Raw genomic sequence first — 15,776 nt, forward strand, 5'->3', positions numbered from 1 at the left:
CTCCCTGCACACGATTGAGGCACCGGCGCTGGTTTATAAAACATTCCGGGTTCTGGACAGCACCGGTGTGCCTAACGAAAAAATTGACCGGGGCGAAACGGTCGATTTAACCCTTATTCTGCGCAACGCCGGAGCCGGTATCGGTAATACCAGTGGCAGACTCGTCAGTCGAACACCGTTCATTGAAGTCCTGGACGGTGATGGGCTTTTTGGTCCGGCAGGAACCGGGGAAACGACCGCTTCGCTTGTTGACCGGTTTCGGATTCGGGCAATGGTTGATGCGCCAATCGAGGTACCGCTTTACTGCCGGCTGTTTCTCAGCGGCTCGGGATACAGCGACACAATTCTAATACCAATAATTGTTGGTGATTCGATGAATCTGCCGGTTGGTCCTGACGCTTATGGTTATCGGATTTATGACTGGACCGACTCCTGTTATCAGGAGATGCCGATTTACGACTGGTTTGAACTGCGCGGTATCGGAGAGGTGTTGACAATCGGTGATGATGAGACCAGATGGCTGGAGTTGCCGTCGGATTTTGGTTTCTGGCGCTATTACGGCGTTAACTACCGACATGTTTCAATCTGTGCCAATGGCTGGATTGCTGCGGACACAACCAGTCGCTGTGACTTTACCAATGTAGAACTGCCCTATTCTGGAGCGCCACCCAACATCGTTGCGTTTCTCTGGGACGATTTAGCGCCCAGCCGATACGGGACAATTTTATACCATTATGACCGGCAGGGGCACCGGTTTGTAATTCAGTTTGACTCGATTTCCTATTTCGGTCTGCCCGACCGCTGGGAAAAGGTTCAAATTCAGCTTTTTGACACCGCAGTTGCCGGGTCAAACCAGGACAATCCGATTGCCATTCAGTTCCAGACGGCCAACGACTTTCGTTCAGTCACAGTCGGGTTGCAAAATCGGGATGGTAGTGCGGGTTTGACCTATCTCTGGAATGGGAATTATCCGCGCACCGCCGCGCCTTTAATTCCAGCGCATGCCTTGTTTATTAAAGCCGGGGTAACAACCGGACAGGTAGAAAGCCCGGGTGAAATGTTTTGCGATAGACAGTTACGGGTGGTGCCCAATCCTTTCGGGCGCGAGGTGGTATTAGAACTCAATCCGGTTCATAGCATTCCGGCAGATGCCAAAGTTTATCAACCGGATGGTAGATTGGTTAAGAGGATAACTCCGGAACGGTCAAGAGTGGTGCGCTACTTCTGGGATGGTAGAGATGAGCGGGGAAGGATGGTTGCTCCGGGTTTGTATTTCATTGTCGTGCCAGATGGTACTGGTCAATTTCAATCGGCAAAGGTGATATTTTCACCATAAGATTATATTTGACCCGAGCGGTTATTAAGTTAAAATTTTCAAATGAGCGGTTTTCAGAGAAACCGAAGATTGAACAATCCTAAACATCCAACAGGAGGTCCCCAATGGTGAGGCGTGTGTTTGTAGTGCTGATGGCGATTGTTGCCATCGGTATCAGCCGGGCAGAGTGGCTCACGGTTAATGGTGCGCCCGATGTTCCGGCGGTCAAAATTCTCGAGCAGAGTTCAAGGAGCACAACCTTTGAAATCACCGTGCCCGGACTGGAACTGGAACGGGTTGCGGTTGACGGTCAGGAGTTTGTGCGGCTGAACCTGCCGGGTGAGGTGATGGCGGTGTTAGATGAGGGTAAGCCCCAGGTACCAAAAGTTTCGGTTCTACTGGGGATTCCGCAGGGTGCAAAGGTTAGCACCCGGGTTCTGAGCAAGGAGACCGAAAGGTTTAAGGTTGACCGGATTTACCCGTTGCAACCACCCTTGCTTGATAATCAGGAGCCCGGACCGCTGGTAATTGACCAGGCTTTCTACACCCAGAACATCTCTTATCCGGGTAAGGATGTGGAATTAATCAATACCGGTGTGTGGCGCGATTTAGGGGTGGCAAATTTGCAGGTTTATCCGGTTCAGGTCAATCCGGCAAAAGGTGAAATTGAGGTGACAAAACGGATTCGGGTCCGGGTTGACTATTCGGGCGGAAATTACCCTGAATTTGTTGCTGACTGGATGGTGCCGCTTTATAGCCGCTATGTGGACAACTTCAATCTCCTGCCGGTTAAGCCGTTAACGGACTATACGCCCGGTGTACGCTATCTTGTTTTCTGCCACCAGAAGTTTGATACCTGCGCCTATCTTAACGATTCGCTTCTTTCTTGGGTTCATCAGCGCGGTTATCAGGTCCGAAAAATCACCAAGGCGAGTTTTACCGCCCAGGAGATTAAGGACTCAATCCGGGCTGAGTACAACCGCAACAACCCGGCGCTTTTACGCTGGGTGTTGCTCGTTGGTGAATACGGCGACATTCCGATGGGCTCTTATTCCGGTGTGGGCCGGTCTGACTTCTGGTATTCGGATATCTCGCCCTGGCCCAGCGGCGACAACTATCCGGAAATCGGCATTGCCCGGCTTTCGGTGAAGAATCCGGTTGACCTGTCCCAGCAGATTACGAAGATTCTTAAGTACCAGAAAAATCCACCTTCCACCAACAACTGGCTTGACAAACTTTCAATGCCAGCGCATTCCCAAGATTATCCCGGAAAGTATTCGGGCTGTGTGCGCGGGATTTACTTTATGCCCAAGCCTTACTGGAACCCATCGGTGGTTGAGACGATTATGGGTTATTACACCGGCAATACCACGGTGACCAACGCGATAAATGAAGGCAGGGGTATTGTTGCCTATCGCGGACACGGTGACTATATGGAGTGGCAGGCATGGGGTAGGGACGGCTCCTGGTACAACTCGCATGTGAACGCATTGAGCAACGGTGACCTGACACCGGTGGTTTACAATATCGCGTGTAACTGTGGCGACATCTATCAGGACACCTGCCTTTCGGAAAAGTGGATGAACAAATATCCGGGCGGTGCCGCAGCAAGTTTAGCCGCAACTCAGGCTTCCTATACCTATCCAAATCACGGCATCTGCTCAACCTTAGTGCGGGCAACCTGTGACACCTGGACAATCACGGTGCCTGGTGTGCGTAACTACGGTCCGACCGTGTTCCACCTTGCCGATATCAAGTGCTATGGGGTTGATGCCTATGTGGCGAAGTACTGGCCCAGTTCACCTTATCCTGACAACATCTATATGTATGTAATGCTCGGTGACCCGTCAATGCCGGTCTGGGCAGGTGGAATGCCCCAATCACCAAGCGTGACTTTGCCCGATTCAATTCCGCTTGGACCTTACAATCTGAATGTCACGGTGCGGGTTGGGAGCAGACCGGTTGAAGGCGCGCTGGTTTGTGCCTACAAAGAGCCAGACATCTATGTCTCGGAACGGACCAATGCCAGCGGAGTTGCGGTTCTGGCACTTAATGCCAGCACACCGGGTGATGTGCGGATTACGGTGAGTGAAGGTCATGCTGAGCACTCGGTTTCTGGTGTGCAGCATACGCCGATTCTGCCCTTTACAACAACCAGGCCCGTAGGTGGCGGCGGAACACCACAGCCTTATGTTGTTTATGTTTCCAATATGGTTGTTGACTCACCACCTGGCGGCAATAGCAACGGCAGGTTTGATCCGGGTGAAACGGGCAAAATCTATGTAACGCTGCGCAATGCGGGCAATACCGAGGCTCAGGGTGTCACGGCACGCTTGAAATCGAGCAATAACCTTTTTGTAATTACCGATTCCACATCATCTTATGGGAATATCCCGCAGGATTCTTTAAGAAATAACCGCTCTGACCCGTTTGTTGCTCAGGCTAACGGCTCAATTCCGCCGGGAACGGTTGTGGTCTGTACCCTCAAGGTACATTCGGACAATTACCAGCACGACTGGACCTACACATTTAGTTTACAGGTGGGACAGCCGCCAATGCCCGGGCAGTTTATGGTTGACCTTGACACCGGCTCGGTGCTCCTTTCGGTGTGTGCAATCGGTTCCATCGGTTATGACGAACCGGCAACCGACTTAGGTCAGGGTTTCAAAGTACCGAAAACCGCGGCTTCCTGTCTCTACTTTGGTGCATTGCTCGCGGGCAACTCGCCAACCTATCTGGTGGACCATTTCTATGGCCAGCCGGCAAGTTCCGGGACAAATCACGACTGGCGCACTCCAGACAGTTTCCGGATGGTGACACCACCGGCACCTGCGGATGAGCACTGGCTCAATACCCTGACCGATGCGGGCCATTCAACACCCAAAGGTCTGCAGGCGAGTCAGCATCTCTATATGAATAGTGAAAGTGGTTATGACGACTGGGCGGTTTTGACCTATGAGTTCACGAACAACGGTTCCCAGCCGATTAACGGTTTCTATGCCGGGATAATTGCCGACTTTGATGTTGGTTCGTCGCCGACCACAAACATCGTAACCTCGGACACGGTGCGCCGCGCGGTATTGATGCGCCAGTCATCAAGCGAAAACCCGAGTGCGGGTCTGGTTCTGCTTGAGCCCGAACGGTATGCCAACATCGGCGCGCTGGACCACGCTATCTATGTTTATCCGGACTCCTGTATGACCGATAACCAGAAGTATCGGGTTCTCAATGGTACGATTGTTCAGCGCAACTCCAACCGGGCTTATGACTGGTCGGTGTTTGTTTCTGCCGGGCCTCAGGACCTGCCGGTTGGTGGCACCTGGCGGATTGCATTCGGCGTTGTTGGTGCGACTACGGTTAACGGGTTCTGGGAGGCGGCGGACAGTTGCCGGCGCTGGTACCAGGCGAACCTGCTTGGCGTGAAAGAGGAGTCGGGTGAGGTTCAGGCGAGTGCGGCAAAGCCGCTCGTTATCAGTCCGAACCCGTTCCGCAATGGTGCCTTCATCAACTACTTCAGCCCAGAAAAAGGCAATCTGGAACTTTTGGTGTTTGATGCAGCGGGCAGAGTTATGGAACAGCACAGTTTTGCGGTTGAACCCGGAGCGGGCAGATTCTTCTACAAACCGGGCAGGCTTGCCAATGGCGTTTACTTCCTGAAGGTACGGGCACCAGGCTCAAGTGCGGTCGCCAAATTCTTAGTGGTCGAGTAGCGATTTACGGTTAATGCGAATGGGGCGCTCTTTGCAGGGCGCCCCTTAATTTTAATAGAATTTTTTACCCTAACCGGCGGGGCGGGATTGATTGGATTTAACCAGTAGGGAAAATTGTTGATTTCGCATCTGATACTGATGCTGGTTGAAAAGCGGGCATTAAAACCGGTTTAGTAGCCGGTGGTAGTTCAAAAAGAAAATCGGGAGTCAGGGTTAAAACCGTAATAGAAATGGTTTTGGAGATGGTTTTACGCACAATTTCCCATACCATTCCGGAGACTACCCCAGGGTTGGGTAGGGAAAATCGGGCGAGACCGCTAAGTTTAACAGTATCAACTGATTAGTTTCTTGTCCGGGTTTGCCCGGTGTATACTTTAAAGTATAATGAGAATGGCTATGGACAGGTTTGTCTGGACAAAACAGATGGGTGCACGGCTGCGCTCATTAAGGCAACGGGCAAATTTGAGCCTCAGGCAGATGGCAGAATTTATGGGAAAGGGTAAAGGGGGATGTAATGTGTTGAGCCGGCTGGAAAATGCGAGGGTCAAAAATCCATCGATTGGGTTAATTGCCGACTATTTGAGGGTGTGCCGGGCAGGGTTTAAGGAGATTGAGGATTTATTAACGGGTTATACGGCGCTACCAGTGCCGCAGAAAAGGGTCGAGAAAACTGCGCAGAGAACCGCACCGGAGAAGAAACCTAAATTCGTTCGGACCGAAGAGCAGAAGGCGCGACGCCGGCTGGAGGTTTATCTGATGAAACTTCTGCGGCACGATGTTGAGGAGCGGCTTTGTTCAGTTTTGAAGGAGCTGGGTGAGGTGGTGGCACGCACCAGTGTTTGTGGTGCCCTGTGTCAAATCGGGCGCCGCTGGTTTGAGATTCTGTGGCGCACCCGCAACCGGCCCATAAGCCGGGAGCGGCAGTTGAAAAAGGAGTCAAGCCGGGCGTTGCCAATAGCGTTGAAAAAAGAGTGGGTTGAACGGGTGCGGCAGGAGATGGCGTTACTGGTTGAGGAGAAGTTAAGGACGATGGCGGAACTGTCGTCCGAGCAGACATTAGAAACCGTTACCACACCAATCAGGGCTGAAGACCGATTTTTACAGGAGCGGATGGCAGCGCGCATTCAAATTCAGGAGTCCCAAAAGCGCCGGCTGGCGATGTTTGCCGATAAAATCGTTGCGGAGTTGAGAAGAGAAAACCTAACGGAAAATAAAATAGCGATGGTTAAACTTTCCCTTCTGCCAGAACTGATGCGTATCTGTGATGAGACCCGTTTTGACCCGGCTGAGCGACAACGGCGCATTGAACTATTGCTCTTAACCTGGAGGAAATTTCCGCAAATAGCAAGAATAAAGGAGATGTTTCTTGCTTATTATGAACAGGTTAATGATGTAAAGGGATAATGGGAAGAAAGGGTGTGAGGCGTGGTAACTTATGAGGGCGATAATTGACTTGGGCGAGACCGGTAATATAATTTTTTCCAACGACAGGCTCGGTCGATGATTTTTATACTCATTCTTGTCCTGGTGTTTATCGGGTTTGGACTTGCCGAGTACTATCTCCATCTGAGAAACCTGAAAGCGATTCCGGTGCGGGTGCAGGTTAATGGCACCCGGGGCAAATCTTCGGTGACGAGATTGATTGCCGCGGGGTTGCGCGCCGGCGGAATGCGGGTGGTTGCCAAGGTTACCGGCACAAAACCCCGTTTTATTGTTGGTGACAGCGAGGAGTATCCGGTGCGGCGGCTGGGCAAGGCAAACATTATTGAGGAGTTGCGGATTGTGCGGCGGGCAAGAGCGTATCAGGCGCAGGCGCTGGTGATTGAGTGTATGGCGCTGGTGCCGGAGTATCAGCGCATCGAGGGGCAGATGCTGATTCAGCCGACGCATGGGGTGATTACCAATGTCCGCGCCGACCATCTGGATGTGATGGGTCCTACGGTTTGGGATGTTGCCCGGGCTTTGAGCAATACGATTCCGCGACGCGGTAAGTTTTTTACTGCTGAGCGCGGGGCACCCCTTAAGGTGTTGCAGAAACGAATTCGACCAGGGGTGGAGATGACTGTTACCGACCCGGCGACGGTTAGCGATGAGGAGATGCGGGGTTTCAGTTACATCGAGCACAAGGAGAATGTTGCGCTGGCGCTGGCGGTGTGTTCCAGTCTTGGTGTTCGGCGCGAGGATGCGCTGCGCGGGATGCAGCGCAGTTTACCCGACTCCGGGGTGATGCGGATTTATAAAATCGTTGATGGGGGTAAGACACTGGAAGTTGTCAATACCCTTGCCGCCAATGACCCGGACTCAATCGGGATGCTCTGGCGGCTGGTCAAGGACCACAGTGAGCGCCGGATTGTGCTGGTGAACTGTCGCCGGGACCGGACCGACCGCTCGCGCCAACTGGCGGAACTGGTTAAGGACTGGGAAAAGGATTACATTGTGGTCACCGGCGGTTTGACGAAAGTTTTTATCAACCGGGCGCGGCAGTTAGGCGTGCCCGCTGAAAAGGTTGTGGACCTGGGTGAGGAGTTAGAACCGGCGCTGGTCTATGAAAAGGTTTTGAGTCTGGTCAATGAGCGGGCGCTAATTTTCGCCACCGGGAATACGGTCGGTTATGGCGAAAGGCTGATTAACTTTTTTGCCCAGAAAGGAGGCAGGGTTGATAATTGAAACCATCGGGCTGGGGATGCTACTTTCTTTTTTCCTTACCGAGACGGTCGGGCTGGCAGCCGGTGGCATTGTTGTGCCCGGTTACATCGCATTGAGTTTAAATGAGCCGGTGCGACTTCTGTCAACCGTAGCGGTGGCGTTTGTTACCTACTTCCTGTTAAAGTTTTTAAGCCGGTTTATGTTGCTCTTTGGTCGGCGCACACTTCTGCTCGGGGTACTCATCGGCTATCTATTGGGTTATGCGACCAAGATTGCACCGCCGCTGAGCTTGAACACCGGCAGGGTGGATTTAAGTGTGATTGGTTATGTTATCCCGGGACTTATTGCCTACTGGATGAGTCGTCAGGGGATTGTGGAAACGATTTCCACGATGGTGATTGCTGCGGTACTCACCCGTTTTTTGATTACCGCAATATCGGGCGGGGTGTTCTGATGCGACGCCGGCGTGGTAAGATAAATCGCTGGGTGATTTTTGTTCTGGCGCTAATCGCCCTGTTATTTTATTTTATCGAGACACGAACAAAACGGACGGTGCCGAGCCGCTGGTACGAAACAAAAATTGCCGCTGCCCGGTTGTCAGCAAAGGCGTTTGAGGTGGTGCGGAACTACCGGTTGAATGAACTCCATCTACCGATTGACTCGGTTAATGACCCGAACTTAACCGGTCTGGTCGGGGTTCAATATTCCCAGATTACCTATGGGAGAACCGATTTGAGCGATGCTTTGACGACCACCAACCCGAACTTCAGTGCCGCCCTAATTGAGATGTTTTACAAAGCCGGTGCCAAAGCCGGTGATACCGTGGCGATAAACTGGGATGGAACATATCCAGCGTTAAATATCCAGATTCTGGCGGTGGCAAAGACCTTAGGTCTAATACCGGTGATTGTTACCGACCAGAGTGCCGGGATGTGGGGGGCAAACTATCCGGGCTGGACCTGGCTTGAGATTGAGCAAGTTCTGCGTCAAGCCGGACTATGGGATTTTTCAAGTGTCCTGGCAACCCGGGGTGGAGAGACCGATGATGGTCGGGGGTTTTCGCCCGAAGGCAGGATGATTCTTGACAGCGTGGCAAAGTTAACCGGTGTGCCGTTGTTTGTGCCAGAGTCGCTCTCCAAAGCGGTCACAAAACGGGCGGCGATTTTTGAACGGTGCCGGCTTCTGGTTGCAGTGGGTCAGGCAAGTTCCAATTCCGGTGACCCACTTGTGCGGTTGCCATCAAGAGTAATTACCGAACGCATCGCCAAAGCCGGAACCGGGATTGTTGCCGAATTTTTAAACCGGAGATTGCCGGTGATACACATTGGTAGCCCAAGGCGAGTTGCCAGTGATTACCGCTTGCCGATTGCACCGGTGCCGCTGGGCGAGATTGGCAAGGGCAGGTTGTTTTACGAAGCGCGTTACTCGGTTGTCGGTGCGCTCCTTCTGGCAATAGTTCTGTTCGGTCTATTATTTCTAATCGTCCGGTATGAGATTGAGTACTACTTTGGTGTTCGGGGTGAAGATGATGGGGAGGCGGTATGATGAGACCGGTTAGCATGTTGACTGTTTTGTGCCTGACCGGTTTAGTCGCGGCGGCGCAGATTCAGCCGTTTGGCCAGCCGGCTAAAGTTCAGTTGAATGTTATCAAGCGGGTACCGGTTGACTACTACCTTTTGACTGGAGACCAGCCGCTGACCTTTAACATAAGCACCGTTTCCGATACCGGAAACTGGCTGCGGATTTACACCCGTTTGTGGTGGCAGAATCGGCAGGAAGATAAGGCGGTTTATTCAATCCTGTTTATTAAGGGCGGTCAGCGCCAGCGGTTCCGTCTTGAGACCGAACGGTCGAATAAAACACTGGGACCAGCAGGCCAGCAACTTGGTAAGTGGCGCTCTTTTTTTGTAAAACTGATGCCCGGTGATTCAAACTTCAAACTGGTTTTGGACAGTGCTCAGTCTGATACCGTGGCTATACGGCTGGCGTTTGAGACGCCTGCGGTCTGGGAGAGGTTGACAGTTTCGGGTAGTAAAGGTTTGACAGTTATTACCAAACAGGGTAGTGAAACGATGCGCCGAAGTGGTTACTATCATATTATTCGTGATGAGCCCTGTGAAGTCAGTTTTTCCGGCTCTGGTCCGGTTCGGTTGCGGGTGCGGTTGAATTTTGACCCGACAATGCGCGGTGAGCAAGTGTTCGGGATTGCGGTTCAGGAGGATGGCAAATTAATTACGGAAAGGAGTTTTAGAGTGAAGAAGGCGCTTACCGCGCGCTATGAGGAGATGAGCGATGTTGTTCCTTCGGTGGAGCGGGTGTTGAAGTTTGATTTGAAACCGGGTGCGCACCGGCTCAAGATTGTCCTGCAGGGTACGACCGCAAAAGGCGGGGCATTGATGATTGAAAGACTTGTAAAGGAAACAGGTTATGGCCAGGATTAAACCGGTAGTGCTTTTTTTGTTTTTGGCGACTGTTGCCCGGGGTGCGGATTTGTGGCGCACGGTCTGGGAGGCGGATGTTAAATACCATAACAACATCTTTCTTTTTTCCCCATCAGATATTGAGGTGTTCCGGCAGCGCGAGAATCCGGCACGATTTCCATACAAAACGCTTGATGATGTTGATGTAACAGTCTCTGGACAGTTAGCCTGGATGGGAACGAAAGGTTTTGAGCCGCAACTCGGTTTGAAAGTTCACCAGTTCATTATGAATTCAGAGAAGAGTTACGGACTGGTGACCTGCCGGATAAAACAGGATTTGGGAAAAGTTGGGACGGCTAAACTTTCTTTGGTATGGATGCCGAACTATCTGATTCGGTATTATCGCGATAATACCGTCAAGAGCGCTGTGCGGTATGCTGCGTGCCGTTTTAGTGAGTACCTGTTCGGGTTTGATTTTGAGCGGCAGTTCGGTCCGTTTACCCTGCAACCAGAATACCGTTTTGAAACAGACGATTACATTGCACCGTTTGACTATTACGACACCAGGGCGCACCGGACCGGTATTTCAATCGACTGGTGCCCCTGGTCCAACTTTATGCTCAGCGGCGAGTACCGGTTCAAATGGGCAAGGGCAAAAGGTCCAACGCCGGATATATCTTACGACGAACAGCAGATTGGTTTTCAGGTGGCAAGTAGACCCAGAAGGTTTAATCGGTTCGCAATTAACGCCGGCTACAACTGGTCTTATCGGCGTTACACAGCAACTGAAGATGAAACACACGCCGGCAGGATTGACGAAATTCAGGAGATAACCGTGGGCGCCGAATACCGGTTAAAACCGGTTACACTTTCCTTCACATATCAGCTGGAGTGGCGTGAAGTCAGTTCCCCTTACCAGAACGAGATTGACGAAATAAAGAATTACCGGGCGAGTGCATTCAGTTTTGGTGCCCGCCTGCCCCTTAAAATCGGTGCGGGCGCAAAGGCACAAAAAGGAAAGAAAGGGGGAGAAAGGTGAAAACGGCGGGCAAATTGGTTTACCGGCTGTTTTTTTTACTGACGGTAGTCTTTACCGGCTTTGGGGTTTACTGTATTCGTCCCCTGCCTGCTCCGGGTAAAGTGGTGTTGAATCTTCCAGCACCGGATGCGGTTTTAAATTCGGCAGAAGTTACATTTCAATGGGAAGATGTTGGTGCCGACTCTTATCTGTTACAGGTTGCTCAGGATAGCAAGTTTAAAAGTTTGGTGGTTGATGATACGGTTGCCGGATATTCGGTGACGGTCAGGTTGAAGACCGATGGTAACTATTTCTGGCGGGTAAAGGCACAGAGCGAAGAAGGGATTTGGGGTGACTGGTCCGAAACCGGTTCGTTTACGATTCAACGGTTTGCTCTTGTCGGTACGGCCAAGACTACCGGCTATCCTCATAATATTGCGATTGCCGAAAACCGGGCTTATGTGGCGGATGGTCAGGCTGGTCTGGCGGTTTTTGATATTTCCAATCCTGAGGCGCCGGTGTTTATGGGCGGCTATCTGGACTCACTGAATGTCGCCTGGGGCGTTGCGGTGCAAGACAGTCTGGCGTTTCTTGCCTATGGTTATAAGGAACTTTTGATTTTAAATGTCCGCCAGCCCGAGAGTATTAAGGTTACTGGCGTTCTTGAGTACCCGCAACCCGGTTATGGTTACAATCTGGTATTGCAGGACACCTGGGTTTACATCGCGGCGGGCGCTCAGTTTATCGCCGCATCAGTAAGCGACCCGCGTTATCCCAACCTCCGGTTTCAATACTATTACCCGCGTGACTGCCGGGATGTTGCTTTGCGTGCGCCCTGGGCTTTTGTCGCCTGTGAACAGTTAGGCGTTGCTGCCTGGCGTCTTGACACCTTTCCACCGGTACAGGTCGGAAGTTTTGATACGCCAGGAAACGCCCGCGGCATTGCGGTCCGGGATAACCATATTTTTGTCGCGGATGGGCGTACTGGGTTAATAGTTCTTGATGGGTCGGAGCCGGATAGTATCAAGGTGCTGAGTACATTAGCCCTTGAGGGATATGCAAATTCAGTTGTGATAGACGATAGCCTGGTGATAGTTTCCTGCGGTTCCGGTGGAGTTGCAATTGTGAACTGTGTTCAGCCTGAATCACCCGAACTGGTGGCACAGATAAAAACCCCATATGCGTATGCGGCGGGAGTATCTGCCAACCATCACTATTATCTGATTTGTGACCGGGATTGGGGAATTGTAACTATCAGGAAGGAGGAATGATAATGACCGGGTTGGGAATTTTACTTCTTGTCTTTGGTGCGCACAGTTTTATTGACAGTCCTGTTTCGGTTTCTTTCCGGTCTCAAACTTTAAATATCACTGTAACACCTCAAGAATCAATTACTGCTAATGCGATTCTTGTTCCAGCACCGGGCGCGGTTTTACCAGAAGTTTCTTCTGCCCAGAACTGCCAATGGTTTTTTGGCAGGGTGATGAAGGCAGGGGGAGTTGAGGTTGTTCCCTTGATTGTTGTACCCGAAGGTGATAACAAGGCAGAGTTAGAACTGAAATTGGTGCAATCGATTGATAAGCGTTGGATGGATAACCCGATGGCGCGTTTGTTATTTCCCTGGTCGAGCGGCTGGGAAAACAACAATGAAGAAATTGGTTATCTGATTATTGTCCCGGACGATTTTTATGACCACATTCTGCCCTTAGCGCGGTGGAAGGAACTTAAAGGGTTTAAGGTGTGGGTCAAAAAGACATCAGAGACCGGAACACAGCGGGATGAGATACGGAATTTCATCAGCAACGCCTATGCGACCTGGAACCCAAAACCGACCTATGTGCTGTTAGTAGGAGCGATAAACAAAATTCCTGCTTTTCCGACACCGGGTGCAACTTCCTGCGTAACCGACCATACCTACTCTTTGGTGGATGGTGATGACCACCTTGCGGACCTGTTTGTTGGCAGACTCCCGGCAGCGAATGTGTCAGAACTGGATTGCATTGTAGCAAAAATTGTTAACTACGAATCAAACCCTTATATGGCTGATACATCCTGGTTTCATCAGGCGTTGATGGTCGGCACAAGTTATCAGGAAGGCGGTACACCCGCGGTTACGGCACTGGTTACAAAGCGACGCATCCGCGAGCAACTTCTGAGGCGCGGATTTCATAAGGTTGACACCGTATTCTATCCGCCCACGCTTTCTGGTCGGGGACCGGTTGACAGCGCGGTTAATTCCGGAGTTTTGTTTGTCAATGGTAGAGGCTGGGGTCAAACAAGAATGTGGAACTATCCGCAGTTTGAGATTAACGATGTTTATAACCTGAATAATGGATGGAAGTTGCCGGTCATTACCAGTCTTTACTGCGGCACCGGTAATTACGGCGCAAACCCCTGTTTTGGTGAGGCGTGGCTGCGTGCCGGTACCCCTACCAATCCCAAGGGAGGGGTTGCATTCTGGGGGACATCTTATACCGGCACCTCAACCCGCTGGAACAACTGTATGGACTACGGGATTTATCGGGCGATATTTGACCGCAATGTTACGACCACAGGACCGGCGATGTACTGCGGGAAACTGGAGCAGTTGATGAACTTTCCGTTGCCCGAAGACTCTTCGGACCTGATTTTATATTTTTACACTTACAACCTTCTTGGCGATCCATCAATGGAGATGTGGACCACGGTGCCCAAAGAGGTTACCGTTTCCTACCCTGCGGTCTATCCGACTGGAAATATTTCTTTTCCGGTTTATGTCCAGGATGCTTCGGGCAACCCGGTAAAAGACGCCCTGGTCTGTCTTTACAAGTCAGGCGAGGTGCATTCATTGATGCGAACGAACAGCGCGGGCTGGGCACGGTTTGTCATTACCACGACGACACCGGATACGCTGTTTGTCACCGTTACCGGCAAAAATCTTAAACCCCATCTTGGTTTCAGCCTTGGTGAGGAAAGAGGGGTTCTGGTTGGCATTGCTAATTACGACCCGGAACTTGTTTCACCATCCGAGTTAGCCAATGTCTCTGTGACTTTGAAAAATTTTGGTGTTTCACAGCCCGCGAATGGGATTCAGGCGGTTCTTTATTCTCTTGACTCTTTTTCTACGGTAGCGGACTCAATCCGGGATTATGGTACGCTTAATCCCGGAGAGGAGCGCACCGCAACACCGTTTGTGGTCCAGATTGCACCGTCCTGTACCAGTCAGCAACGATTAAATTTTGGGTTGAGGATAACAGGTGGTGACAGTGTCTGGACAACAGGGTTTTCGCTTGAGGTTGTGGGCCCGACTATGGCGGTAACCGGTTTAACGGTCTACGATGCCAATGGATTTCTTGACCCGGGGGAAACAGGAGAGTTGTCGGTACGGGTGCTGAATCGCGGTGATGTTGAAGCGCAAAATGCCACAGGAATTCTGCGTTCTTCTAACAACCGGGCAATAGCGGTGCTTGATTCTTCAGGTTATTTTGGAACGGTTGGAGCAGGTAGCACAGGAGAGAATATTAGCGACCGGTTTGTGGTTCAAGCCGCACCGGGCATCGGTGTTGGCCGGAAGTTTCTTATGTGGTTGGTTTTCAGGAGTTCAGACGGTTTTGAGCAGACTGTAGGATTTCCGATTACAGTGGGCGAGCCAATTGCCAGCGCACCATTGGGTCCAGATTATCATGGGTATTATGGCTATGATGACACCGATATCGGTTATCAGGAGCGACCGGTTTATAACTGGGTTGAGATTGACCCTGGGCAAGGTGGGGCAGGAACCCATCTGGAACTCGGTAATGACCAGACGATACCAATTGACCTGCCGTTTACCTTCAAGTTTTATGGAACTGAGTACCGGACCATCTCGATTGCCGATAACGGTTACATCGCAATGGGCAGCACAACTTTCAGCGACCAGTACAACTGGCACATCCCTTCGGCACAAGGACCGGACGGCTTAATTGCGGTGTTCTGGGACGACTTCCGGGCAGACACATTGGGAGCACCCGGCGTGTTCTACTATTACGACGAACCGAATCATCGTTTTATTGTCCAGTGGAGCCGTGTGTATCATATTCACGGTTTTCGCAGACCCTATATCGGGGAGCAGCAAACATTCCAGGCGATTCTATTTGACCCGGCTTTTCATCCCACAAAAACCGGTGATGGTGCGATTGTTTGCCAGTACCTTTATGTACAGAACGATGACACATTATGGCAGAATAGTCACAATTTCGCTACAGTTGGTATTCAGAGCCCGAGCCACAACGATGGCTTAGAATGGACATTTGCCGGCAGTTATCCAGTAACCGCGGCTGAGGTTGTACCGGGAAGGGCGATTAAGTTCACAACCAATCCGCCAGATACATTTACCTTTGTCAGTGAAGACCAGAGCAGAGAGTTTGGCACCTTGTTTGAAGCGAAACCTAATGTTGCCCAGAGCAACGTTTCGTTTATTATCAGAGGTATTGATGAGGGCACGGTACAGATTTTTGATGTTACCGGCAGACAGGTGCGCAGGTTTGAAGTATCTAATGCTAAACCGCAAAGTTACCTCCGCTGGGATTTAAAAGATAACAAAGGTGCGGTGGTTCCGGGTGGCGTGTATCTGGTGCAATTGACGGGAACGAGCCGCGCCGGTAAAATTTTAGAGAACAAGGCGGTTGTTGTTGTCCGTTAAAAAGAAA

Annotated in this window: 10 protein-coding genes; all 10 read left to right on the top strand. The window is 51.3% G+C overall.

The features are described 5' to 3' along the window. Nucleotides 1-67: 67 nt before the first annotated feature. The 10 genes from HPY86_00600 to HPY86_00645 all read left to right on the top strand — a co-directional run bounded on the left by HPY86_00600 (nucleotide 68) and on the right by HPY86_00645 (nucleotide 15,769). Nucleotides 68-1,336, top strand: coding sequence for a hypothetical protein (locus tag HPY86_00600; protein NPV13422.1), 1,269 nt, complete (start codon nucleotides 68-70; stop codon nucleotides 1,334-1,336). A gap of 104 nt (nucleotides 1,337-1,440) precedes the next feature. Continuing rightward, a complete protein-coding gene (locus tag HPY86_00605) occupies nucleotides 1,441-5,025 on the top strand; it encodes a T9SS type A sorting domain-containing protein (GenBank protein ID NPV13423.1) in 3,585 nt (1,194 codons plus the stop codon). Nucleotides 5,026-5,421: 396 nt separating this feature from the next. Beyond that, entirely contained in the window at nucleotides 5,422-6,429 is a 1,008-nt protein-coding gene (locus HPY86_00610) for a helix-turn-helix domain-containing protein (GenBank protein NPV13424.1), read from the top strand. A 96-nt stretch (nucleotides 6,430-6,525) separates the two neighbouring features. After that, a complete protein-coding gene (pgsB, locus tag HPY86_00615) occupies nucleotides 6,526-7,692 on the top strand; it encodes a poly-gamma-glutamate synthase PgsB (GenBank protein NPV13425.1) in 1,167 nt (388 codons plus the stop codon). Then, nucleotides 7,682-8,125 (top strand): poly-gamma-glutamate biosynthesis protein PgsC, encoded by a 444-nt coding sequence (pgsC, locus tag HPY86_00620; GenBank protein NPV13426.1) that lies wholly within the window; start codon nucleotides 7,682-7,684, stop codon nucleotides 8,123-8,125. Before pgsB ends, pgsC begins: the two co-directional genes overlap by 11 nt. Continuing rightward, nucleotides 8,125-9,216, top strand: coding sequence for a poly-gamma-glutamate system protein (gene pgsW / locus HPY86_00625; protein ID NPV13427.1), 1,092 nt, complete (start codon nucleotides 8,125-8,127; stop codon nucleotides 9,214-9,216). Before pgsC ends, pgsW begins: the two co-directional genes overlap by 1 nt. Further along, nucleotides 9,216-10,112, top strand: coding sequence for a hypothetical protein (locus HPY86_00630; GenBank protein NPV13428.1), 897 nt, complete (start codon nucleotides 9,216-9,218; stop codon nucleotides 10,110-10,112). The genes pgsW and HPY86_00630 overlap by 1 nt, the downstream gene beginning before the upstream one ends. Then, nucleotides 10,099-11,130 (top strand): hypothetical protein, encoded by a 1,032-nt coding sequence (locus tag HPY86_00635; protein ID NPV13429.1) that lies wholly within the window; start codon nucleotides 10,099-10,101, stop codon nucleotides 11,128-11,130. The genes HPY86_00630 and HPY86_00635 overlap by 14 nt, the downstream gene beginning before the upstream one ends. Next, nucleotides 11,127-12,380: a hypothetical protein gene (locus tag HPY86_00640; protein NPV13430.1), complete on the top strand. Its 1,254-nt coding sequence runs from the start codon at nucleotides 11,127-11,129 to the stop codon at nucleotides 12,378-12,380. The genes HPY86_00635 and HPY86_00640 overlap by 4 nt, the downstream gene beginning before the upstream one ends. A 2-nt stretch (nucleotides 12,381-12,382) precedes the next feature. Further along, nucleotides 12,383-15,769, top strand: a complete 3,387-nt coding sequence (locus HPY86_00645) for a hypothetical protein (protein NPV13431.1) — start codon at nucleotides 12,383-12,385, stop codon at nucleotides 15,767-15,769. Nucleotides 15,770-15,776 lie beyond the last annotated feature (7 nt).

It is taken from the genome of candidate division WOR-3 bacterium, assembly GCA_013177935.1.
In the GTDB taxonomy this organism is placed as follows: Bacteria; Hydrothermota; Tepidihabitantia; order Tepidihabitantales; family Tepidihabitantaceae; genus Tepidihabitans.

Bases quoted from the DNA above. Each gene is read 5' to 3' on its own strand.
- HPY86_00605 (NPV13423.1), top strand. From the start codon at position 1,441: ATGGTGAGGCGTGTGTTTGTAGTGCTGATGGCGATTGTTGCCATCGGT.
- HPY86_00610 (NPV13424.1), top strand. From the start codon at position 5,422: ATGGACAGGTTTGTCTGGACAAAACAGATGGGTGCACGGCTGCGCTCA.
- pgsB (NPV13425.1), top strand. From the start codon at position 6,526: ATGATTTTTATACTCATTCTTGTCCTGGTGTTTATCGGGTTTGGACTT.
- pgsW (NPV13427.1), top strand. From the start codon at position 8,125: ATGCGACGCCGGCGTGGTAAGATAAATCGCTGGGTGATTTTTGTTCTG.
- HPY86_00630 (NPV13428.1), top strand. From the start codon at position 9,216: ATGAGACCGGTTAGCATGTTGACTGTTTTGTGCCTGACCGGTTTAGTC.
- HPY86_00635 (NPV13429.1), top strand. From the start codon at position 10,099: ATGGCCAGGATTAAACCGGTAGTGCTTTTTTTGTTTTTGGCGACTGTT.
- HPY86_00645 (NPV13431.1), top strand. From the start codon at position 12,383: ATGACCGGGTTGGGAATTTTACTTCTTGTCTTTGGTGCGCACAGTTTT.